General features: G+C 46.2%; 24 protein-coding genes. 11 read left to right on the forward strand and 13 right to left on the reverse strand.

Going from position 1 to position 22,545, the window contains the following annotated elements; all coding sequences use genetic code 11:
- Positions 1–95: 95 nt before the first annotated feature.
- The 3 genes from H6F98_RS10585 to H6F98_RS10595 are packed head-to-tail and all read left to right on the forward strand — an operon-like array spanning position 96 to position 2,616.
- On the forward strand, positions 96–935 hold the full coding sequence (locus H6F98_RS10585) for a hypothetical protein (protein WP_192218649.1): 840 nt from the start codon (positions 96–98) through the stop codon (positions 933–935).
- Positions 935–1,663, forward strand: a complete 729-nt coding sequence (locus tag H6F98_RS10590) for a hypothetical protein (RefSeq protein WP_192218650.1) — start codon at positions 935–937, stop codon at positions 1,661–1,663. The genes H6F98_RS10585 and H6F98_RS10590 overlap by 1 nt, the downstream gene beginning before the upstream one ends.
- A complete protein-coding gene (locus H6F98_RS10595) occupies positions 1,657–2,616 on the forward strand; it encodes a RimK family alpha-L-glutamate ligase (RefSeq protein ID WP_192218651.1) in 960 nt (319 codons plus the stop codon). Before H6F98_RS10590 ends, H6F98_RS10595 begins: the two co-directional genes overlap by 7 nt.
- Here the strand turns inward: H6F98_RS10595 and H6F98_RS10600 are convergent.
- A complete protein-coding gene (locus tag H6F98_RS10600) occupies positions 2,599–3,459 on the reverse strand; it encodes an alpha/beta fold hydrolase (protein ID WP_192218652.1) in 861 nt (286 codons plus the stop codon). The genes H6F98_RS10595 and H6F98_RS10600 overlap by 18 nt on opposite strands.
- Before the next feature lie 57 nt (positions 3,460–3,516).
- On the reverse strand, positions 3,517–4,260 hold the full coding sequence (locus H6F98_RS10605) for a DUF554 domain-containing protein (protein WP_192218653.1): 744 nt from the start codon (positions 4,258–4,260) through the stop codon (positions 3,517–3,519).
- A 38-nt stretch (positions 4,261–4,298) separates the two neighbouring features.
- Here H6F98_RS10605 and H6F98_RS10610 point away from each other — a divergent pair, with 38 nt between their 5' ends.
- A complete protein-coding gene (locus H6F98_RS10610) occupies positions 4,299–4,559 on the forward strand; it encodes a maltose acetyltransferase domain-containing protein (protein ID WP_192218654.1) in 261 nt (86 codons plus the stop codon).
- Positions 4,560–4,703: 144 nt separating this feature from the next.
- On the opposite strand, the gene H6F98_RS10615 is transcribed toward H6F98_RS10610, so the two are convergent.
- Positions 4,704–4,991: a hypothetical protein gene (locus tag H6F98_RS10615; RefSeq protein WP_192218655.1), complete on the reverse strand. Its 288-nt coding sequence runs from the start codon at positions 4,989–4,991 to the stop codon at positions 4,704–4,706.
- Positions 4,992–5,168: 177 nt separating this feature from the next.
- Here H6F98_RS10615 and H6F98_RS10620 point away from each other — a divergent pair, with 177 nt between their 5' ends.
- The gene (locus H6F98_RS10620) at positions 5,169–6,077 is read left to right on the forward strand and encodes a LysR family transcriptional regulator (RefSeq protein ID WP_192218656.1); all 909 of its coding nucleotides are present in this window, start codon (positions 5,169–5,171) and stop codon (positions 6,075–6,077) included.
- Between the two features lie 99 nt (positions 6,078–6,176).
- Here the strand turns inward: H6F98_RS10620 and H6F98_RS10625 are convergent, their stop codons facing one another.
- The 4 genes from H6F98_RS10625 to H6F98_RS10640 form a co-directional block, all read right to left on the reverse strand.
- Positions 6,177–6,770, reverse strand: a complete 594-nt coding sequence (locus H6F98_RS10625; protein ID WP_313929836.1) for a diheme cytochrome C — start codon at positions 6,768–6,770, stop codon at positions 6,177–6,179.
- A gap of 27 nt (positions 6,771–6,797) precedes the next feature.
- Entirely contained in the window at positions 6,798–7,706 is a 909-nt protein-coding gene (locus H6F98_RS10630; RefSeq protein WP_192218657.1) for a MoxR family ATPase, read from the reverse strand.
- Positions 7,707–7,783: 77 nt separating this feature from the next.
- The gene (locus H6F98_RS10635) at positions 7,784–8,818 is read right to left on the reverse strand and encodes a bifunctional riboflavin kinase/FAD synthetase (protein WP_192218658.1); all 1,035 of its coding nucleotides are present in this window, start codon (positions 8,816–8,818) and stop codon (positions 7,784–7,786) included.
- Positions 8,819–8,942: 124 nt separating this feature from the next.
- Positions 8,943–9,842, reverse strand: coding sequence for an MBL fold metallo-hydrolase (locus H6F98_RS10640; RefSeq protein ID WP_192218659.1), 900 nt, complete (start codon positions 9,840–9,842; stop codon positions 8,943–8,945).
- Between the two features lie 943 nt (positions 9,843–10,785).
- On the opposite strand from H6F98_RS10640, the gene grxC reads away from it, so the two are divergent.
- The 3 genes from grxC to H6F98_RS10655 all read left to right on the forward strand — a co-directional run bounded on the left by grxC (position 10,786) and on the right by H6F98_RS10655 (position 13,366).
- Entirely contained in the window at positions 10,786–11,061 is a 276-nt protein-coding gene (gene grxC, locus H6F98_RS10645) for a glutaredoxin 3 (protein ID WP_192218660.1), read from the forward strand.
- Positions 11,062–11,240: 179 nt separating this feature from the next.
- Complete coding sequence (gene gshB / locus H6F98_RS10650) at positions 11,241–12,206, forward strand: glutathione synthase (RefSeq protein WP_192218661.1); 966 nt, start codon at positions 11,241–11,243, stop codon at positions 12,204–12,206.
- A gap of 47 nt (positions 12,207–12,253) precedes the next feature.
- Complete coding sequence (locus H6F98_RS10655) at positions 12,254–13,366, forward strand: Gfo/Idh/MocA family protein (protein WP_192218675.1); 1,113 nt, start codon at positions 12,254–12,256, stop codon at positions 13,364–13,366.
- 172 nt (positions 13,367–13,538) lie between these two features.
- Here H6F98_RS10655 and H6F98_RS10660 read toward each other — a convergent pair whose 3' ends face one another.
- Positions 13,539–14,579 (reverse strand): hypothetical protein, encoded by a 1,041-nt coding sequence (locus tag H6F98_RS10660; protein ID WP_192218662.1) that lies wholly within the window; start codon positions 14,577–14,579, stop codon positions 13,539–13,541.
- Between the two features lie 331 nt (positions 14,580–14,910).
- On the opposite strand from H6F98_RS10660, the gene H6F98_RS10665 reads away from it, so the two are divergent.
- Together H6F98_RS10665 and H6F98_RS10670 are read left to right on the forward strand one after the other, a co-directional pair.
- Entirely contained in the window at positions 14,911–15,627 is a 717-nt protein-coding gene (locus H6F98_RS10665; RefSeq protein WP_192218663.1) for a DUF4230 domain-containing protein, read from the forward strand.
- Positions 15,628–15,713: 86 nt separating this feature from the next.
- The gene (locus tag H6F98_RS10670) at positions 15,714–16,997 is read left to right on the forward strand and encodes a glycosyltransferase (RefSeq protein WP_192218664.1); all 1,284 of its coding nucleotides are present in this window, start codon (positions 15,714–15,716) and stop codon (positions 16,995–16,997) included.
- On the opposite strand, the gene H6F98_RS10675 is transcribed toward H6F98_RS10670, so the two are convergent.
- The 4 genes from H6F98_RS10675 to H6F98_RS10690 form a co-directional block, all read right to left on the reverse strand.
- On the reverse strand, positions 16,992–17,747 hold the full coding sequence (locus H6F98_RS10675) for a phytochelatin synthase family protein (protein ID WP_192218665.1): 756 nt from the start codon (positions 17,745–17,747) through the stop codon (positions 16,992–16,994). The two genes, H6F98_RS10670 and H6F98_RS10675, sit on opposite strands and share 6 nt — an antisense overlap.
- A 316-nt stretch (positions 17,748–18,063) precedes the next feature.
- Positions 18,064–19,458, reverse strand: a complete 1,395-nt coding sequence (locus H6F98_RS10680) for a vanadium-dependent haloperoxidase (protein ID WP_242058473.1) — start codon at positions 19,456–19,458, stop codon at positions 18,064–18,066.
- A 281-nt stretch (positions 19,459–19,739) separates the two neighbouring features.
- Entirely contained in the window at positions 19,740–20,777 is a 1,038-nt protein-coding gene (locus tag H6F98_RS10685) for an adenylate/guanylate cyclase domain-containing protein (RefSeq protein ID WP_192218666.1), read from the reverse strand.
- Positions 20,778–20,864: 87 nt separating this feature from the next.
- Positions 20,865–21,044, reverse strand: a complete 180-nt coding sequence (locus tag H6F98_RS10690; RefSeq protein WP_192218667.1) for a hypothetical protein — start codon at positions 21,042–21,044, stop codon at positions 20,865–20,867.
- A gap of 84 nt (positions 21,045–21,128) precedes the next feature.
- Here H6F98_RS10690 and H6F98_RS34015 point away from each other — a divergent pair, with 84 nt between their 5' ends.
- On the forward strand, positions 21,129–21,296 hold the full coding sequence (locus H6F98_RS34015; protein ID WP_192218668.1) for a hypothetical protein: 168 nt from the start codon (positions 21,129–21,131) through the stop codon (positions 21,294–21,296).
- 132 nt (positions 21,297–21,428) lie between these two features.
- Here H6F98_RS34015 and H6F98_RS10705 read toward each other — a convergent pair whose 3' ends face one another.
- On the reverse strand, positions 21,429–21,977 hold the full coding sequence (locus tag H6F98_RS10705; RefSeq protein WP_192218669.1) for a phycobiliprotein lyase: 549 nt from the start codon (positions 21,975–21,977) through the stop codon (positions 21,429–21,431).
- Positions 21,978–22,545 lie beyond the last annotated feature (568 nt).

Below are 22,545 nucleotides of genomic sequence, written 5' to 3' on the forward strand. Positions count from 1 at the left end.
CCGCTTTTTTATGGGTGAGTGAATAGTACCCAGACGGGTACTGCGAGCCATATCTATCGGCAGTTAGGTTAGATACATTCAATTGAGGTAAATCAATGCTTGTATCCACCTTTGAACTTCTGGTTAAACCAATTTCAACACCTGGTTTTGGTCCCGGAGCGGCTTCTCGCTTAGTTGCCCAAGGTTACTTCTTGACCATTGCCAATCCCAACAACGTTGAAGTGGGCGTGCGACTTCAATTCGCGGCAACTACACCGACGCTGACGCTTGCAGATACCGTTGTAATCCGTGACGTAGTGGCTGGCAACGCTGGCAACATCTTTGGCGAACTTGTACCTACTGCCGATCCCAAAAAGCTCACCTATGACTTAAGTATTCCGGCTCATGACACGGTTTTAGTAACTTTACTACCTGACCTTGGTCGGGATGTTCAACCTCCCTTTGGGACACCAGATCTCATAACCACTCAATATGAGATTCGCGGGTATGTTGATATCTCTTTACGGAGTCCTTTTAATCTCAATGGTCTCAACGTGCTGCTGACTCCTGAGCATCGAGGAACATTCTTACCTCAGAACTTAGCAGCTCCCAATCCTGACTTTGATCAACTCGTGTACAGCCTTCCTACAGCGACGGGTAGCAGCCTGTTTACACTGAGGTCTGTTTTTGAGCCAGTCTTGCCCAAAAACATCAAAGACATCATAGATACGTCTGGAGGAATCCAACTCTCAGAAAAGGCGATCAAAGATGTTACGGATAATACCGTACCTACTATCCCAATCGGTGGCATAGAGCAGATGTTCAATCAGATGGCTGAGCGCATCAATGGTCTAGAAGAACGCATTGAGGCAGCAGGAAAATCTTTCATCTCTCCTCAAGAACGCCCAGAAGTTGGGGAACAGGTGGTTAATAACCAAGCAGGAAATCGAGTCTAATGCTTGTCGTTGTCGCCAGTCGTTATGATGAAGCTGCTCAGTCTTTGGTAAACCGTTGGGCAAATCAGGAAGCTAGACTTCTCACCTGCGAGGATTTGTCAGTTGTTGGTTGGCGATACTCTGTAAGCGGTAAGGATGAGGTTTCTTCATCCTTACTGGACTCAACGGCAGTCGTTGATGGGCAAGTGGTTGGAGTGGAAGAGATAAGTAGTGTTCTAACTCGCCTGCCTTGTGTTTTTGAGCAGGAACTCCTCCACATTGTCCCAGACGATCGCGCCTACGTTGCGTCGGAAATGAATGCGTTCCTGATTTCCTGGTTATCGGGGCTGAAATGTCCCGTATTGAACCGTCCGACACCTAGCTATCTACTGGGACCAAACTGGCGACATCAACAGTGGGTTTATGCCGCTGCTCAGGTTGATATTCCGGTGCGTCAGGTGCATCAACATATTGCACTGGGGGCTGAGGTGTTACCACAAACTCCTGAAGTATCGCCAGTGACAGTTACAGTAGTGGGCGATCGCATTTTTGGTTCAGTTGACCGAGTGCTGGCAACCCAAGCTCGATGCCTTGCTGATGTGGCAGGGGTTGATTTACTTGCTGTTCATTTTAGCGGTAATGAGTCTAATGCTGAGTTCTTGGGTGCTGACTTGTTACCCGATGTCTCTTCTAGAGATATCGCTGAAGCAATACTAGAGTACCTGACTACAGGTAAGGGCAAATGCTAATTCTTTTATGGGGGCTTTCAGGAGAATCCCCCTTGACTGCCGTCCATGCCGAATTAAATCGCCTAGGCATTCCGACCGTCTTGCTCGACCAACGAGATATCTTGGATACCGAAATCGACCTTTGTGTGGGTAAGCAAATCCAAGGGACAATTCGCAGTGATAACCAAACGATTGACTTGAGTGCCGTAACGGCAGTCTACCTCCGCCCCTATGCTTCTCGCTGTCTGCCCCAGATTGCTAAAGCAGGTGTAATGAGTCCACCTTGGCGACACGCGATCGCATTTGACGAAGCGTTGTTGTCTTGGTTGGAGATGACACCCGCCTTAGTTGTGAACCGTCCTGCGGCGATGGCTCCAAACAATTCCAAACCTTATCAGCTTCTTCAGATTCGAGAATTGGGCTTTAATGTCCCCGAAACCCTCATTACTACTGATCCCGGAGCAGTTCAGGATTTTTGGGAACGTCACGGTAGCGTCATTTACAAGTCTGTAAGCGGTATCCGTAGTCAAGTCTCGCGTCTTGGATCTGAGCATCTTGGGCGTCTTGCCAATGTGTCCTGGTGTCCAACACAGTTTCAACACTACATCCCTGGAACAGATTATCGTGTTCATGTTGTTGACACAGAGGTTTTTGCTTGTGAAGTGATTTCAGACGCGGATGATTACCGATATGCAGCACAATACGCGGCTCCTGCTGAACTCCGTTCCTGTTACCTCCCCAGTGATATAGAAGCTCGATGCCGGATACTGGCAAAAGCTTTGCACCTACCTGTAGCTGGCATCGATTTACGTTGTACACCGTCAGGGGAGTGGTATTGTTTTGAAGTCAATCCGGCTCCAGGATTTACCTACTATCAACAGGCAACAGGTCAACCGATTAGCAAAGCGATCGCTCAGCTACTGGTAAAGGGAACCTGCAATCAGCTAACGCCTTGCCTAACGCTTGTAAACTAAAAAACCAGCGATCGCATCTAGGAGTGCTTCCGTTTCATCAGCCCGAACTGAATGACCGCTGTTTTCAAAGATTCTTAAATCAGCATTCGGAATCGCTTGGGCAATCTCTTCGGAGAATTCCGGAGGACAAATCCAGTCATGTCGTCCACCAATCACCAGAGTCGGTGAAGTAATCTTGTGTAGTTGATCGAGGACGTTGTAGGAGCGCAAAAAGCCACCAAAGGCAACATTAATCGCATCAGCCGAAAGAATTGCTCGATCCCATCCTTTCTGCCGGGAGTCTGGGTCATGGGTGAGCGAGTACATCGGTGCCATTACCTGAAAGTACTCGCGCAGTTGTTCCTCATTCTCAAATGTGCCATCCCATAAACGTTGGGCGATCGCTTTTTGCTCCTCGGTTCCCCGTTGTGCCAAAATCTCTTTTGCCCGTTGCAAAAAGCGAAAATCAGGAACTGTCGCAATGACAATTAGATGCGAGACATTCTGCGGATAGCGAACTGCATAGGAAAGCGCAACCATGCCGCCATAGGAAGAACCAAGCACAACGATTTTGTCTAAGCCCAAATATTGGCGTAGCGCTTCCATATCCTCAACATTATTTTCCAGAGTATAGGTTTCCTTAGCACCACGAGCCGACCGTCCTTGACCTCGGTGGTCAAAATAGACCAACTGTGCCTTCTGGCTAAGAGGAGACAAGCTGGGTTTATAAGATGTATGGTCAGCACCGGGTCCACCGTGAATGACGAACATCACAGGCTTCTCGCGCATCCGGGAACCATCCACGACTAAACCAGAACCCTCAACATCAAAATAAATTTCTGTATCCCGTATCTTTGCCCGCATTGTTTACTGCCGCATTGAAAAATAATGAAAATCTTATCTTCCTGGAGAATGTAAGTCTTACCCAATGAACTTGGCGATTTGGTAAAGAACAGGGGCAAGTCCCAAAGCAGGTAAGAAAGAAGCAACACGTACTTGAGTCAACTCTAGTAAGTTAATTCCTGTACCCAAAATCATCAATCCACCTACACCCGTTATGAGGAGAATTTGCGGGTCAGTAGCAGGGTTAGGCAAAGCTTGAGCTAGGACTCCTGCAACAAGGGAGATGCCACCTTGATACAAGAGGATGATTACTATAGAAAACCCGACACCAATGCCAAAACTGCTGGAAAGGGCGACGGAAGAAATCCCATCCATTACTGACTTGAGGGTGAGCAGGGTATCATCCCCGGTTAAACCATTACTGAGGCTTCCCAAGACTGTCATTGGTCCTACGCAAAACAACAAACTGGCAACAACAAAGCCTTGTGTCAAGCTGCCACTTCCTTTAAAACGCGCTTTGAGCCAGTCGCCGAGGGATTCGAGTTTGGCTTCGATTTGCCACCACTCCCCTAGTAAACCACCCAACACCATCGTTATTAGCCCCAACACAACACTATCAACTCGACCTGCCTTAACCTGAGTCAGACTCCCCGCCATTGAGAAGCCAATAAAGAGAGTAATCAATGCCACCCCTTGTGTGATATTGCGCTGCATCCGCACGGGAAGGCGGTGCTTGAGGAGTAAACCAAGGCTTGTACCCAGGGCTACAGCTAGCACATTAATCCAAGTACCACTGGTCTTTGCAAAGAAATCAAGAGTCATGGTTGGATAATCTAGACGCTAGATCAATATTCGCTGCAATGGACAAAACAGAAAAACAGAAGATGTTGGCAGGTGAGTTGTATCGCGCTGTTGATTCCGAACTCGTGGCAGAACGCCAGAGAGCGCGTCGTCTTACTCGATTGTATAACTCTACGACAGAGCAAGAACTAGAAATGCGATCGCAAATTCTCCATGAGTTATTTGGTACCAATGTTGAGATTGACCCCTCGTTCTACTGCGACTATTGCAGCAATATTTGTGCTCAGATACACAATTATTACTTCTCTACAGCAAGATGATTTAATTTCTTCAATTAAAAATTTTAATAAACTAGATTAAGAGATAGAGTTTTGGTCTTACTCTATCCCTTTAAAGACTTAAGTTATTCAAACTAACTTTCTGTTTAATGAGTACATAAGCTGATAGTTAGCTAATAAGATTTACTACATAGCATAGTAACGTTCCTCAAGCCAAATGCGTACTTCAGTTTCGGAAGCAAGACGAGCCGACTGACCTGTAATTGGATCATAGACACACCATACGGTCTTGCCAAAGCTATCTTTAACTGTACCAATTCTCGGTTCTGGAGCTTTGGTTAAAGAAGCAATCATTTGTTGTAGTATCCTACTAATTTTTGATGCAAATGCTAGTTTATTAACTGTCGGCTTCGGTTGTTGATGAAAGATTCGCTCTAATTCTTCTCTTTTAAGGTCGTATATAGAGTTATGCATTGAATCAACACTCCTCAAACAATGTATTCTGATTGATATTTGCTTCTGAATACACTATATTTTTGTCTTACTTAAGAATCAAAAAATAAAATTCATTGTATGCATGAATATAATAGATAGATAAAAATTGGACTGAGTAACGGTTTGTGTCCTAGTTAAGAGACTTTCAGCACTGCCATGAATGGAATTAACCAAAACCGGATTAAGCTATCCCAGTTGCGTACCCTCGTTGTCGTCGCTGAACATGGTAACTTTAGCGAGGCAGCGCTTCACTTGGAGATTTCGCAATCGGCAGTTAGCCATGCGATCGCAACTTTAGAAGAAGAGTTGGGAGTCCCTCTACTAGCACGAGGACGCCACGGTGCTAATCTCACCCCAGCCGGAGAGGGTGTAATCAGCTACGCCCGACAGGTACTGCAACTACTAGATGGGATGGTTGAGGCAGCAAATTCTCACAGAGGCTTAAAAGGAGGACAGGTACGGGTTGGCGCTTACCGGAGTGTGGCGACTCATATCCTACCAGAACTCGTTGCTCAGTTTCGTAGTTGCTTTCCTGATATTGCTGTCACGCTTATTGAATACCTTGATACTTTAGAGGTCGAACGCGACCTACGGGCAGGTAAGATAGACGTTGGTTTTACGAATCTCCCAACCAGCAAGGAATTTGAAACCTGCGAAATTCTGCGGGATGAGTATGTTGCCCTACTGCCACCAACGGCGAACGTCACCTCTCCTCAGGTAACTTGGAAGCAGTTGGCTACCTATCCACTGATTTTTGAAGCCTCTGGAAATGATTGCTATGTAAGACTTCGCAACTACTTACAAAACTGCGGTATCTCGTTGCCTATTGCTTACGAAATTGGAGAAGACTCAACTAAGGTGCGTATGGTGGCTCAAGGTTTGGGGGCTACTATTCTCTTCCGGCTAGCAGCACTACCGATTCCTCCAGAGGTGAAAGTTTGCCAGTTACCAGTCCCGTTAGAACGGATTGTTGGTGTGGCTGTCTTAGCAGATGCCCTTCACCCTCCTGCTGTCTATGCCTTTATGAATATGCTCAAGGAAACTCACTTAGCCGCAGCTAGCTAAGCTAATTTAGGCGCACTACGATGAATACATCTGAACGCCACTTATCCCTCTCAAACGACCACATACAGCACCTTTTGTCTTCTACCTTCTGCCATAACATCAAGGTGAGTTTTCCCATTCTGCGCTGAGACTACGGTAATCGTATTGAGCAACACCAGGATGACAGCTAGCGCAGCTATTGGGTCTTACAGGTTGAGGTAAGTCAACTTGTGGATGCAGCGCTTTGAAAAAACGAGAATCGGAAAGCCGATAAGGGACGGGTTCTTTTGTTACAAAGGGACGAGAGTAAGTTCGCAGGTAGTCCCACATAATCAGGAGGGATGGCCCAATCAGCGGTGGTAGCTTCTGACCATAGTGCTGGTCTGGCTCCTGAAGTAGCCGACGCCAACTTTCTGTAGGTAGAACCTGTGGTGGCAGAGCAACGTGGCAACTGGCACAATTTTCTAAGTAAAGTTCTTTCCCTAGTTGGTAGCGAGCTGCGACAGTGTCAACTGTACCTGTTGTTGCTGGTGATGCTTGAGCAATTATTTCAGGGTTGGGACTAGCTCCTCGTGCGATCGGTTCCGATGCCCCTAGTGCGATCGCCATTCCCCACCCTAAACAAATACTCCAAACGAGCAGTAATAGCAACAAAACCGCAGGAGAGCGATTTTTACGCTTCCCTCGTTTCTTTTGGCGAATTCTTGACCTCACACGCTTTGACCTACTAAAAAAACAATTCTAAGGAATTGGCACAGAACGCAGCAACTGCTCCACAATTGGCTTAGCTCGACGCCCTCCTGCGGGAATTAGACGATGGGCTAGCACATGGGGGGCAAGATACTTTACATCATCAGGAATCGCATACTCTCGACCATCCAGGAAAGCCAGTGCCTGAGCTGTTCGCTGTAAGGCAACAGTACCACGAGGACTTACCCCCAAGCTCACTTCTTCAGCTTCGCGGGAGGCGCGTACCAAGTTGAGGATGTACTGTTGTAATGATGTCTCTACCTTGACTTCACTGCATAGCTGCCGTAACTCCAAAACATCTTCTGTAGATATACAAGGGCTAAGCTCCGAAATCAGCATTCCACCTTGATGTCGTTGCAGCATCTGAAGTTCTTCCGCCTCGCTAGGATAACCCAAGGATAAAGACAGTGTAAATCTGTCCATCTGCGCCTCAGGCAAGGGGAACGTACCTTGATACTCAATCGGATTTTGGGTAGCAATTACAAAAAACGGCTTCGGTACACTACGCGATACGCCATCTACGGTGACTTGCCGTTCCTCCATCACCTCTAACAATGCTGACTGAGTACGAGGTGTTGCTCGATTGATTTCATCGGCTAGCAGAATATTCGCAAACACTGGACCCGGAAGAAATTCAAACTCACGGCTGCTTTGATTCCAGATATTAGTCCCTGTAATATCAGTAGGCAGAAGGTCAGGTGTACATTGAATCCGCTGAAACCGCCCATCAATAGAACGTGCGAGAGATTTAGCTAGGAGCGTTTTACCAACGCCAGGGACATCTTCCAATAAAGCATGACCACCCGCTAGTAGAGCAACAATCACCAAGCGAATTGCATCTGCTTTCCCAACAATGGTACGCCCAAGGTTTTCTGTTAACGTCTCAATCTGTTGCCTCATCAGTGGTAGATTTCTCCCGATCGCATATTCTTTAATTGTTCTAACTAAATTCTTCTAGCTATCCCCAGTCCCTAATCCTAGTCTCTAGTTCCTAAAAAGGCTCTTGCTGCTGCACAGTCTGCCTGAATTTGTGTCTTTAGGTCATCTAGGGAAGCAAACTTTTGTTCGGGTCGCAAAAATTGCTCTAAACTCACGGTCAAGGTTTGTCCATACAAGTCACCTGACCAATCTAGCAGGTGAACTTCAACTGTCAAACTAGTGCCGTTGACGGTAGGGCGTTGTCCGATATTCATCACTCCCACTTGAGACGATGTCGGTGATGCTGGTGAAACACCATAAACTCGGACACCGTAAACACCCAGCCTAGGCAAAAGCTTTTCTGGAGGAAGTTGGAGGTTAGCGGTAGGAAAGCCAATTGTTCTACCAAGTTGTTGACCTTTGACGACTACTCCCGTGAGGCTATAGGGGCGTCCCAGTAATTCATTGGCTTGAAGAATATCCCCTTGCTGGAGAGATTGTCGAATCTTCGAGCTGCTAATGCGCTCTCCTTGACAAGTTTGCAACGATACAATGGTGACCTGAATACCATAGGAAGATGCGATCGCTTTTAAATCACTGGATGTCCCAGCGCGTCGATGCCCAAAACAAAAATCTTGTCCTACACTGACATGGGTTACGCCAAGTTGCTCCACTAAAATCTTTTCGACAAATTCCTGTGGACTTAGGGAAGCCAATTCCCGGTCAAAAGGCAATAGCACCAACTGTTCAACACCCATCAGACTTAGCTGTTGCACCTTTTGGGCCTGTGGCGTTAATAACTTCCATTTCTCACCCGAAAAAAACTCACGCGGATGAGGATTGAATGTTGCCACAGTCGCATAGGTGTGTCCTGTCCCTACACTAACCTTGCGCTCAAAATTCTCTGTAAGGTTCGCTCCGCTAAAATCATACGGCTCTTGCTCATCCCCGATCGATGATGTCCTTACAATGGCTTTAGAAGTCTGTAAAATAGGCTGGATGACCTGTTGATGCCCTCGGTGAACGCCGTCAAAGTTTCCTAGGGCAACAGCGGTTGGTGTTAAAGCAGTGGCTGGAGAAGAAGTAACCCACACGCTTAACATTTTGACATATTTAAGTAGTGACGTGCTAACTTTTTACCACGGCAATGAGTGTTTTATCCGAAGTGCGTTGTTGAGAATGTCCTGACAAGCTAAAAGGCGATCGCAACTGGCTTTCTTAAACAGAAACCTTTGCTTCTTCAAGAGCAACTAGATTTTGCGTAGAGGCTCCCACTAGCTGAATGGTTTGACCTTCGCGAGCCATCAATGTATTGGGAAATTGCTGAGCGGCTTGCTCCCCAACATGATCCAGAAAATCATCATTGTGAAGTGGGTCATGATGGAAAATCACCAGTTTTTTCACATTGGCAGCTTTGGCAACCTTGATGGCTTCCTGCCAAGTTGAATGTCCCCAACCAACTCTACTGCTTGCTTTGGAGTAGTATTCTTCATCCGTGTAGGTAGCGTCGTAAATCATCACATCTGCGTTACGTGCTAGCCACAGGACATTCTTATCTAAACCGTCCGCCAGATGTTCTGTATCAGTGATGTAAGCTGCTGAATACCCGCGCCAGCTTACGCGATATCCCACCGCCTCACCAGGATGATTCAGCAGGGCATTTTCTACTGTAATCTCACCAATCTCAACTTTTTCCCCGATTTTCAAGTCGTTGAAGCGTAAATCCGCTTGCATAACTTGCAAGGGAACCGGAAAATTTGGGTGGAGCATCTGGTCAGTTAGACGTTGCTTAAGGCTCGCTCCGTTGGGCGAAAGCGCTCCATAGATATGAAAACAATTTCCCTTGACAAAGGCAGGGATAAAGAACGGAACACCCTGAATATGATCCCAGTGGGAGTGGGTGAAAAACATATACGCTTCCACTGGCATTTGCGATAGCAATGACTGCCCTAAAACTCGCAAGCCCGTACCGCCATCAAAGATTAAACGTTCGCTACCCACGCGCATCTCGATGCAAGGTGTATTACCTCCATACCGAACTGTTTCCGGCCCTGGACAGGCGATACTCCCTCTGACGCCCCAAAACTGAATAGTGAACAAGTTGTGCGTACTAGACATAATTTTTCCTTAGAGGCTTCTTCAGGCAGTCCATTAGTAAGTTTTACTGTTGTTGATTAGCGTTTGCCGGAGCGTTAATTTAGAGTTTTGTTTTTGCGCTCAGTCCAATCGAGGTGGTAGTGAGCTTTAGCCAATTTGACCTATGCTTGCTTAGGGATTGCCATCTACTCTAAACGAAAGTTGAGCTTGCTGAGCAAGGAGAATTTTTCACGACAGAAGACAAACGAGATCTTACAAATGAAGTATTTCTCCCAACTGCTCCTCTGTAGTAGTTGCACAAAGCAGCTAAGTTCATTTCGGTTTTGGGTTGCCACCCTCGCTCAGTTATGCCAATTCCTGTTTTAGGATCACATAGCTTGAAGCGTAGGCTCTTAAACCATACCTACCTTTTCCAAAAGGTTAGCAGGTTCAGCTTCAAGATGTCCTGCACTTTACACAACAAAAATATGTGACTTTGATCACTTAGGTAATGGCACAGCGACGAATCAATAAACCCTGATTGATTTAGTTCGAGTCCAGTCGGCGGATACACAGGGGAAGACAGGAACCATCCATTTAGGGAAAATCCTGCTTCGAGTACTATTTAGCTAAGGAAGTATCGCATCATACAATCTAAGTCGCTACTTCCAGGATAAAACTTTCACACCACGTTGTCCTTAAATTGCCAAATAAGTTTTTTAAGGCAAAATAAGGTACTTTGCATTTTATTAGTGAGATCTAAAATCCAAGCTTGTTAAGCAACCCTCATCTTCAACTTGAACATATAAGTAATTGTTCTTTGTTGACCGTTATCAGTCAATACAAAGTGACTAGAGTCAATCTCTAATTGAAATGCCCATCAACTTACCTGTTGTTCGTTGCCCTTGAAGAATACCTGAATTAAGCTTGTGTAACCGATGCCGATCTAAAATTTAAGAAGTATTGCATAACACCGGAGGGTGAAATGAAACCGAACGTGGAAATATATACTTGGAGCCGCTGTCCCTTCTGTATTCGTGCAAAGGCGTTGCTCGATGACAAGGGCGTTGACTATACCGAATACTGTATTGATGGTGATGAGGTGGCACGGGCACAGATGGCTAAACGAGCAAATGGACGCCGCAGTCTGCCCCAAATTTTTATCAATGACCAACACATTGGCGGCTGTGATGATCTTTATGATCTGGAAGCTCAGGGAAATTTAGACCCATTGTTGCAAGGTGGTGCCGCAACTCGTTGATCGCCACTCTACAGGGTACGTGGTTCTTCTTCAAAGACGTTTCACTGACGTTTAAATGCTGGCTACTAGACTTATCTTGTCAATGAGATTTTCCGCAATTAAACGTTCAACACCCCTTCTAACGGTTTAATAGAAGAAACGCTCTGGGCGTTTGTCCGACGAGTTAAAGGATTTCCTGTGTGAGATTTGCGTTCATCATAGACCCCCTCTCCAAGCTTGACCCTGGTCACGATACGAGTGTAGCGCTTATGGAAGCGGCTCAAGCACTGGGTCACGAAGTTTGGGTGACTCAAGCTGAGAAGTTGAGTGTTATGAATGCTCAGGCATGGGCGCTCTTGGAGCAGGTGCAGTTAATACCAGCCGAACTAGTAGAAGGGCGTTGGGTAGTCAGTGAGCAGTGGTATGCCGTTTCTGAGGCAGTTTTGCGATCGCTGGAAGACATGGATGCAGTCTTCATGCGAACAGATCCGCCTGTAACGATTCCTTACCTTTATGCCACGTATATTCTGGACTACATCGATCCACAGAAAACCTTAGTGGTTAATACACCTGCTGGGATACGGATGGCAAATGAAAAGATGTACGCCCTCCAGTTCAAGGAAGTGATTCCGGAGACGATTGTCAGCCAGGATAAGTCGGTTATTCAGAAATTTGTTGAGAAACAAGGAGCAGGGGTTCTCAAGCCGTTAGGTGGCAAAGGGGGTGAAGGAATTTTGTTTTTAGAGCCGAGCGATCGCAACTTTAATTCTCTAGTTGAAGTTAGCACCCAACGCGGTCGAGAGCCAGTGATGATTCAGACTTACCTACCAGCCGCAAAAGAGGGAGATAAGCGAATTATCCTGCTCAATGGCAAGCCGATTGGAGCTGTAAACCGGATTCCTACGGGGAAAGAGTTTCGTGGCAACATGGCGGTTGGCGGTAGAGTCGCAGCAACGGAGATGACTCCCCAAGATCAGAAAATATGCGAACAAGTCGGGCCACAGCTACAAAAGGATGGCTTATATTTTGTTGGTATTGACGTTATTGGTGGCTATCTCACCGAAGTGAACGTTACCAGTCCTACTGGTATCCGTGAGATCGACAGGCTCAATAATGTGCGTCTGGGTGAACAAGTAATCGAATGGGTGGAACAAACAAAGCGATGATGTCTTCCTCACCTGCTAATCTTTCTGACAAAAGTGCTGCTACGCAGATGGCAACGGTGGGTGTAGCAGTTGTTGGTACTGGGTTTGGGCAAAAGATTCACATTCCTGGCTTTCAGGCTCATCCACGGACAGAAGTTGTGGCGGTTTATCACCGCGATAGGGAGAAGGCAAAAGCGATCGCCTCTACTCATGATATTCCTCATGTTTGCGATCGCCTTGAAGATGCCCTAGCCATACCAGAAGTTACCGCCGTCAGCATCTCAACGCCACCATTTCTGCATTATGAAATGGCAAAAAGTGCATTGCAAGCCGGAAAGCACCTATTACTTGAAAAACCGACAACTCTGAGAGCAAGTGAAGCGAGGGAACTCTACCAACTTGCGTCAGCCAATGGCGTTGTTGCGATGATGGATTTTGAATTTCGCTTTGTCCCCGCATGGCAACTCTTCGCAGAATATCTGGCAGAAGGTTATGTCGGGCAGAAGCGCTTAATTAAAATTGATTGGTTAGTCTCAAGCCGAGCCGACGCTTCACGTCCCTGGAACTGGTACGCTCAAAAAGACAAGGGAGGAGGAGCGTTGGGAGCTGTAGGTTCTCATGCATTTGACTATATTAGTTGGTTGTTTGGGTCAGTGCGTCGGTTGTGCGCTCAACTGAGTACAGCGATTTCAGAACGACCAGACCCTACGGATAGCGGTAGGCTGAAATCCGTGGATGCTGATGATACCTGTCTCATGATGCTGGAATTGGAAGATGGAACACCTTGCCAACTTTGTATCAGTTCCGTGGCGTATGAGGGACGGGGACACTTCGTTGAGGTCTATGGAGATCGCGGTACCCTAGTTTTAGGAAGCGACAATCAGAAAGATTATGTGCATGGATTTAGTCTGTTGGCTTCCCCTGCTGGTCAACCGCTTGCTGAGGTAAAAATCCCTAAGCGCTTAGCGTTCTCTAATGTCTATCCCGATGGACGTCTAGCACCCTTTATTCGGGTAGTTGACCAATGGGTACAAGGAATTGATAGTGGTAAGGCAATAACACCCTCACTCAAAGAAGGTGTCTACTCGCAGTTATTAATGGATTTAACCCATCAATCCCATGAAACCGGAAGCTGGGTCAAGGTGCCAAGTTTGGAGGCATTCTTGGCTGTTGGCTTGTAGTAAGCGCTAGAGGAAAGGTAAAAAAAAAAGTAGCTGGAGATTACCTCTCCTTTCCCCTTACCCTCCTAATTTCAACTTAGATGCCTATGAACAGTTGCTCACTAACGTTGCGATGAAAATCCCTCTCCCCTACCACCTACAACCTAACTCCTACCTAACACCTATTTTCAACTTAGATATGAGAGAAGAACTTCAGTTCCGACCGCTGGTATAAGTCTAGGACTCTTTGGGTGTAGGTAGCTGTTGAGCCACTGTTGTATTGTCCTGGATTACCAGTCATCCACCAAGAAGCGGCACGCTGCACGGCTAAAGTCTCGTTATTATTACTCGCACTGTACTGCTCCCTTAGCACATCACGCATTACACACACCAGAATTGCACGGGCAGTTACAGGGCTATCCTGAAATTGCGTTGGAGTCAGTTCCTTATCCGTGCATTGCTTAGACCAACGGGGAATATTCTCAGCTTTGACTTGCCACTCGCTATATAAACCGTCATTCTCAACTCCCGTTTGCGGTGCTGCCAATCGTAGCGCCTCTACTAGCCTCCCAACCTGGGGATCAGAAATCTGAGATGAAGATGATGAACGTGCTGTACTTTGCGTTGTTTGGGGTGCAGGTTGAGACTGACTCGCTGTGGGTTGAGTCGCAGGTTGTTGAGGAGTAGCCGATTGGGATGCAGGTTGAGGCTGACTTGCTGTAGCTTGAGTCGCAGGTTGTTGAGGAGTAGCGGGTTGTTGAGACTGGCGATTACTGCGCTGCTGCTGGTAGAAGTTTAATACTTTCTGAGTGTAGGAAGTAGTGGGCGTGCTGTTGTAGCGTGTAGCGTCGCCAGTCATCCACCAGGAAGCAGTACGCTGCACAGCTAATGATTCGTTGTTGTTACTAGCACCATACTGCTCTCTGAACACATTACGCATCACACACACGAGGATCGAACGAGCCGTTGCAGGACTATCCTGAAATTGTGTTGGTGTCAGTTCCTTACCAGTGCATTGTCTAGACCAACGCGGAATATTTTCCGGTTTTATTTGCCAATCACTATAGAGACCGTCGTTTTCAATGCCAGTTTGCGGTGCTGCCAATCGTAGCGCCTCTACTAGCGCACCCACTTGGGCATCAGACAATTGGGCTTGTACTGGTAGTGTCCATCCAACACTCACTATTACTGTGCTGAGTAATAACCGTTTAGCTTGTCTGATTAATGAACTCATTGATGTACTCAGTTGTAATCTAATCTGAACTCTCTCTTGAAGAATTTTTACCGTAGACTCTATGGAATACTTCTGTCGAAAGAGAGTTGTATAATCTTTTGTTGGCTATAGTTAGGCAGATATATCCGAATGAGGAGTCGCTCTATGTCTCTTCGCCCTTATCTACTCACTGTTATGGTAGGCAGCGATCGCTTTTTTGCAGAAGACATAATAGATAAAGCACTAACTCGTTAGTAATAGGCAGAGTGCTTTACCATTAGGTAGATTTATTCGTAATCAGCTTTCAACCACTACTAATATCAATACAGCCTTCAAGAAGAGGATCAAGGAAATGAGAGATCAGTTTCAACAGTTTCAGAAGCGTCCAATGAGCTACATGACTTCTGGGCTATTTAGAAACTTGATGCTGATGACGACAGGTGCTTCTATCCTGATTGCACTGGTTTTGGGAATTGGGATGTTGCGATCGGGCGCGCGGTTCTTTGAGGGAATCAATGCGATATTCAATGCGCCACAACCTAAACCAGAGGTTGATGTCCGTACCCTTGTTGTCCATCAAATTCGTGGTGCAAGTGAACTGACAACGGCTGTCTTTACGATGGAAGCTGTTGTTCCTGCCCGTCAGGATAGAAATGTGGCGGGATATAAGGTTGGCACAACGACTCTTCTCTACATTGCTTATGGTGAGGTGAGGGCTGGGGTTGATTTACAAGAATTAACTCCAGAGAATGTGCAAGTTGTCAACGATACCATTCAGCTTCAGCTCCCGCCTCCCCGTCTCCTGGATAGTAAGATTGACGTGAATCGTTCTAGTGTGTACGACTACGATCGCGGTTTCTTGGGGTTGGGGCCAGATGTCGCACCACAGTTACAGACGTTCGCTCAACAAGAGACATTGAAAAAAATTGTCAGTACTGCCTGTAGAGAGCGTGTGCTAGAGCAAGCAAATGATCGCGCTCAACTCGCAGTCACGCAGTTATTGAACACAGCAGGGTACAAGAATGTTGAGGTGAAAACGCGATCGCCTTTACCAGGCACTTGTATGTAAAAGGAAATAGAGATATCACTATATTTCTTCGGCAATTGATGGGAAGCTAAGATTAACTTAAACTTTCCCTGTTCCTGGATTGGCATATGGGTCACATTGGCATCACCTGTCCTGCCACTGCTAGTCACCTCAACCTGATGACTACTTTAGGTCGTGAACTGCAACAACGTGGTCATCGCGTCACATTAATCGGGATACTTGATGCTAAACCCAAGACACTAGCGGCAGGATTAGAATTCTGGGCAATTGGTGAGTCTGAGTTTCCAAGTGGGGCAATGAGGCAGTTGTTTGCCGAACTGGGAACCAAGAGCAAGTTTGCTGCCTTGCAGTACACCAGCAGTTGGATACAAAAGATGGCAGTAATGTTCCTACGTGAAGCTCCAGCAGCACTTAAAGAAGCTGGTGTAGAGGCATTGTTAGTAGATCAGGTTTCACCGGAAGGAGGAACTGTTGCAGAGTTTCTGAACATTCCCTTCATTAGTGTGTGCAGTGCCCTGCCGCTGAATCGAGAACCTAGTGTTCCTCCTTTTTATACATCCTGGGGCTATAACCCTGCCTGGTGGGCAGTTCTAAGGAATCGAGGAGCATATTCTCTACTGAACCGCGTTGGAAGACCATTGCGAGAGACAATCGCAGAGTATCGCCAACAGTGGAAGTTACCCAAACACTTGACCCCGAATGATAGGTACTCCCAACTGGCACAGCTAAGTCAACAGCCTGCTGAGTTTGAGTTCCCCAGGCAGAATTTACCGCCTTGCTTCCATTTCACCGGACCCTATCACAATCCAGCCAGTCGAGAACCTGTCGCTTTTCCCTTTGAAAAACTGACTGGACAACCCCTGATTTATGCCTCAATGGGGACAATACAAAATCGTTTGTTAGGAATTTTTCATTCTATTGCTGAGGCTTGTATGGGACTAGATGCCCAGTTGGTGATTTCTCTGGGTGGTGCAACTAGCCCAGAAGCCTTGCCAGATCTTCCTGGTTCACCCCTGGTTGTTGGCTATGCGCCTCAACTGGAACTGCTCAAACGAACTACCCTTACCATCACCCATGCGGGTTTGAATACCACTCTGGAATCTTTAAGTAACGAAGTGCCGATGGTGGCGATTCCAATTGCCAATGATCAGCCAGGGGTGGGCGCACGTCTAGCCTGGACTGGGGCTGGGGAGGTTGTACCTCTTAATCGCTTGAGTGTTCCCAAATTACGAGATGCGATCGCAGGGGTGTTGAAGGACGATTCTTACAGAAACAATGCTTCTAGGTTAGCTGAGGCGATCGCTCGTGCAGGTGGAGTAAGCCGAGCCGCTGATATTGTCGAACAGGTTATATCTACCGGGAAGCCTGTCTTAGCTCATAACTTATTATGATTGTTGGGCGCTTACCAGGACAAACCCTCGTGTTTTGCCGGAAACAGAATCTACTGTCGCCATTGCCTTCCAGAGTTCTTCGGCTTTTACCCAAACTGGGGGATATTTATAGCGCGATACATCTAAGATGAGAAACCGATCAGTCTCTTCGTTGTAGGCGGCTACAGGAGAGATATGCCCTCCTGTTTCTTGACCAATGGCTTTACGCAAGTAGTTGACCAAAACAAAGTTTCCTGGTTCTTGCAGATTCTTGCTCACCAAGTTACGAAACTCGTCTAGTGTCACATCACCACCGTGGTGAACTTCCGCTTTAACAGAATAGCTTTCTAAAAGGTTGCCTAATTGCTCCAGTGTTAAACCCTGACGAGCAACAACTTCTGGCGCTATGACTTGTTGGGTTTGTGCATTAAAAAAGTTGTCTTGAGTAAAGACGTGATACTGACCAAACTCAGGTGCTTCAGGGGCAGGAATTGCGATCGCATTCAGCACCATCACGCTACTTGCAACGCCACAGTAAGCTTGATTTTTCTGGGTAATAAATTGAATACTCAGTGGCAAATAATCCTGTCGCGATTGGCTTTCCATCAGTAACTCTTCTCCCTCAGCGGAGTTGAAGTTAATCAGATTTGAGGAAACTGGAAGTGTCTGCGCGAGAAGCCCTCCATTAGCAAGGCTAAGTCCTAGAATCACAGCCTGTAAGGGTAGGCGGATAATCTTGAGTAGATCTATTCGATGAGTGCTGACGTTCATTGCTAATTTACAAGTCAGTGACTTTAGAAGTTAAGGAGTTTCTAACAAAATTAGACTTTTTGGATTATAAAAGAACTTATCGGCAAGACGGCTACGCTTTTACTGATAGGACATAGTTGCGATCGCTTTTTGCTCAGTTACTCCTCAAACTCCATCCCTTAATCCCTCCAACGAGCTGTAACTTCAACTCAAGCACAAAGAGAAACAGGAAGCAGAAGCACAATTTTTGTTGCTTCTAGGCTCCCTGATAACTATGAATCTGACAAGATAGACTTATTCAGTAGATCGATTCTTTCTTGTCAGGCTCATATTGGCTTCAGCATATTGGCTTCAGGAAATTGTCGAATACATAGTCCGCTAGCTCAGTACCCGAAATATAGGCAGCATCAGCATCCCATTGGTAGTGAACTCCCAAGTAGACGCGGCTTCTGCCATTCTCCAGCGCTGCCGAGGAGAAGCTGTTGAACGTCCGCTTTACCCCCTCGACGCTAGGATCGTCAGTGTCGAGTTCAAAGGTGATGTTGTCGGTGCCGAAGAAATTCCGCATGATGCCAGAATGGGTTGCCCCAAAGGTGGCGTGTCCCGAAACATAAGCTGGGAACGCGGGAGAAAAGCGCTCACCTGTTAGCGGATTCACTGACAACGGCTCCCACTGAACATCTTCCTTGGTCAGTAGGTTGCCATCAGTAGAAGCGAGGCGAATAGCTGTCTCTGGTCGCCACAAGTCAATTGGGGTAGCGTATTTTGCATCCCAAGCAACGATCGCGGCATCTGCCAACGCCAGCCCTACCAGTGCAAACAAGCGAGCATTGTCCACCAATGATACTCCCCGTTGTTCAGAAACAATCTGAGTCAAGCGGAACAAATGTCCAGGCGGTTTGTAGGTACCATCCAAATCATTTGCCCAAAAGAAGGCAATTTGGGTTTGCTCTGCCGTCCGCAACGTGGAGTTAGCTGCACCGAGGCGTTTCACTTCATTAAACTGAGCCGCATATTCTTTGCTCCGTAGCAATTCCTGCTTGTCGCAGTACCCACCCGGAAGCGGCGGACGAAATTGGCGACCACTCTTCATTGTGAACGGACGAACCTTAAACCAATTAGGACTGACTGCCTCACCCGACCCAGTAGGTCGCCAGTCTCCTGGCTCCATTCCCGGTTCATAGGGTGTTTTGTCATCTGAGCCATCCTCAGCACGCTCAGCAATTATCAAGTTGGCGATCGCTTCTCCCAAACTGCGTCCGTTGTCGATTTCTGCCTGAGTTGCACACCGTTGAATTTGAGCTAACGAGATTTTCAATTCCCCGTCGTAGAGAGGGCATATACTCGGATAAAGCTGACTCAACACACCGTAAGCGGCATAGACTGCTGCCGCTTCAGCAGAAGTACCTTCTGTGGGAGTCGGTAGTCCATTTAGGTAAGGCTCAAATTTCTGCTCGATCGCGTTGACGGCATCGTACATCGCTGCGTGCATCATTGCACCTGCTCTTGCTAGCAGAGTAGGTGCCCCCCCGACCTTGCGGTAGGTTTCCAACAGGATGTTGTTCCAGGCAATTACTACATCAGGCATCGTAAAGTCTCCTGTTAAATTGATAGGCTCAGTAGGAATAGATTGAATAATCGGCTGCTTGAATAGCTTACTTAGCAGAATTTTTAGCCGTTTGAAGCTGAGTAAAAGCAGGTTAAATTGTCCAAATCTTGAAGAGATTTGCATTGGCAACTCACTGAAAGATATTTGTTAGTTGAAGGACAAATTCAATTAACCTATATCTCACTCTATGAACTGCCATTGGGTATTGACGGTACCCTCATGGGTACTTTTTCCCTCTGTCAATGTTGGTGTAGCCTCAGCGAAACATTTGCTCTACTTAACAGCAACTACAATCTATTAATTTGGTATTGTTTGGGAGCGACACTGCTCTCTAAATAATTCCTTGCAAGGCTGATAAAGGTCAGCCGAGTAAACTGTTTAGTGGCTCCTGTTGAATGAATTAACTATCTCAAAATTCTCTTCAACCGCTTTAAACCAAAAGCGAGTAATCGTTTAAAAAACTTGAAAAAACGTCGTAAGAATGAACTTTGACTGACATTGGGGAGAATCTCTTGGCGAATACTAGGGGAAGTCACTCCCACGACTTCATACAGTAGGTATTCGCCACTCTTACCAGGAAGTTGCACCTTATGGGATTGGTTGATAATGACTTGCTCTCTTACCTGTGTATAGATGGATTCGGAAATCAGCAAGCTGGTGCCGACAAGTTTATTAGCTGATTCAATACGCGAGGCTAAGTTAACAGCATCACCAATAGCCGTTACTCTTTTATTATCGGAGGCTCCAACTTCACCAATTACTACACTTCCGTAGTGGATACCAATCCCAATTTTCAAACTTTGATGATACAGCGCTTCTAAGTGGGAATTGAATTTTTCCATCGCCTCAAGCATTTCAAGGGCTGCCCTCACAGATTGTTCAGCAGCTTGTTGAGAGTTTTCCATCCCAAAGAGTGCCATCAGTCCATCACCCATGTAGTTATTGATCATGCCACCGTAGCGATTGATGACTCGCCCCATCTTCCGGAAGTACCGATTTAGAACATAGATGACATCGTAGGGAAGTACTGTTTCAGAAAAGGAGGTGAATCCGCGTATATCAGCAAAAAGGATGGCTATTTGTTTTTCTTGATCGATGGTGTTGGGAACAACCTTTCCCCTCATTTCATCGTTGATTATTTCCAAGTCTTCTGTGTCGATTGCCATTCGGCGTACTGTTACATCATCAAAAACTTGCGTCTGACAAGCTAGCCGAATCGCTGGAGTAAAGTGCAGTTGTTCACAGATCGCTTTTTCTGCTGAGTTCCGTTCACCACAATTTTCTAAGCCCTCGACGACTAGAACACGGCAGGTAGAACAACGGGCTAGCCCTCCACAGACGTGAGTATGAGGAATTTTGAAGCGCAAAGAAGCCTCAAGGATGATTTCGCCTTCATCAACCTCAATGCGTTTTTCATCAGGCAGGTAGTGAATATGTGGCATATCAAGCCGCCAAGAGAGTACTATTACTTACTTTCTACTAACTCAAGTAAGGTATCTGGAATAGTAGAATGCTCTTCCTGACTGAAGCTAGCGCCTTGTAGGTAATGCTTGGAGATGGCGCTTGATAACATCAAGTATCGCATTGACAAGAGTGCGATCGCATAAATTGCCAAGGTAATCTTGAGCGCATCGAATCGATTTCTTCGTTATAAGTGCCAATATCGTTCCGTATGTTGCGATCGCGCAATAGCTGCTAGGCGATCGCACGGTGTCTTCATCTTGATGGACGATACACTCGAATCAAATCAGAGCGATTGAGTGTGAGAATTATGCGATTATCACTAATAGCAAATGCCAGCACATCTTCATCAGGAATTCCAAGATTTGCATTATCGGCTTCTTGAGGGAATCAAGAATTTCATAGATGCGGCTGTTCTTAAGCTCTATCCCCCATTTTTGTTGAATAAGTACACTGATGATTTTTCCCGTCCAGATGTATCTATCTATTCCATAATCTAGTTGTTAAGTGAGTAAGATCCAACCTAATAGGGAATTACATAAAAGACAACCCAGACCCGATTTTTTGTCAAAACCTAACTGCTACTGGATAATTTTGATACAGAAGTCGGGGAATTGGCGGAAATCATACCGTTATTCAGCAATCTCTAACCGCTTTTCCAAGTACTGCCCAATCATCTGTTGCTCACCAGCACGGGAGATTATTGTTTGCCTTGTACGGTAGTGTTCACCCACGAGTTTTAGTTCTTCCTCAAACACAGAACCTTTGTATTCTGTTCGTAAGCACAAGGTTTCAGGGTTGGGGAAGTAGAACTGAGCGGTGACTGGTTTGGAGGTTGCAAAACCGCGATCGCGATAAAGTATATCTCCTAGCGCTCCAAACAAGGTTGAATCTTCTGACTGCTTTTTTCCCGTTACAGAATCGCTGCTTTTCCAGCTAACACAAGCACCACAGGTCAAAACCATGTCAGTGGGTAGCTCATGCAGTTGCTGTAGCTGTAGTAGTTCATCACAGCCTTGCTCCAAAAAACGAATATTAATCCGGCTAACCACTTCCTTTGTGTCTCCGTCCGGCAGCGTATAGTAGCGGCGTTCAGAGCGCCAGTTACCTGATGATTTTCGGAAAAATGCTGCAATTAAGGGTTCTTCAGTTTTCTGAGCAATCTGTAGCTGTGATGTCACTGATGCTATTCCTCACGAGATATTAGGTAGATAGTAGATGCTGGCATTATGCAAGCATACGCAAACATTCTTAATATAGTTGAGTATATGATATTTCCCAACAACGAGGCTCAGCCATTGGAAAGAATCTTTCTTCTTGTAGCCGTGACTACCGAAAGCCTCGTGTTACGAAGACAATGTTTGGCTCAACCTACCAGAACGTAAGGCTTATGAGTTCAACTTTGCAATAAAGTAAAGCTTTGATGAAGCTGATAAAAATCGGTGGCACTGCCTTGGGAGCCATGCAATAATACGCCTCAAGTTTGAACACAAATCCTTTTCTGAGCTAAGTTTTGTATTGAAATTTTAGGTCAGAAGGAACTTTTGAACTTCTACTAGTTAATGTGGGTGCTTGAAAGGTGACATTTAACTCGATTGAGTTCGTAGTCTTTTTTGTAGTTACCTATTGCCTCTACCGCAGCCTAACTTTGCGAGGGCAAAACTTGACCTTACTGATTGCCAGCTACGTATTCTATGGCTGGTGGGACGTATGGTTTTTGTTTCTAATCAGTCTATCTACTGTAGTTGA

Origin of the sequence: Microcoleus sp. FACHB-SPT15 (genome assembly GCF_014849525.1) — a bacterium.
Classification (GTDB): domain Bacteria; phylum Cyanobacteriota; class Cyanobacteriia; order Cyanobacteriales; family Coleofasciculaceae; genus Symplocastrum; species Symplocastrum torsivum.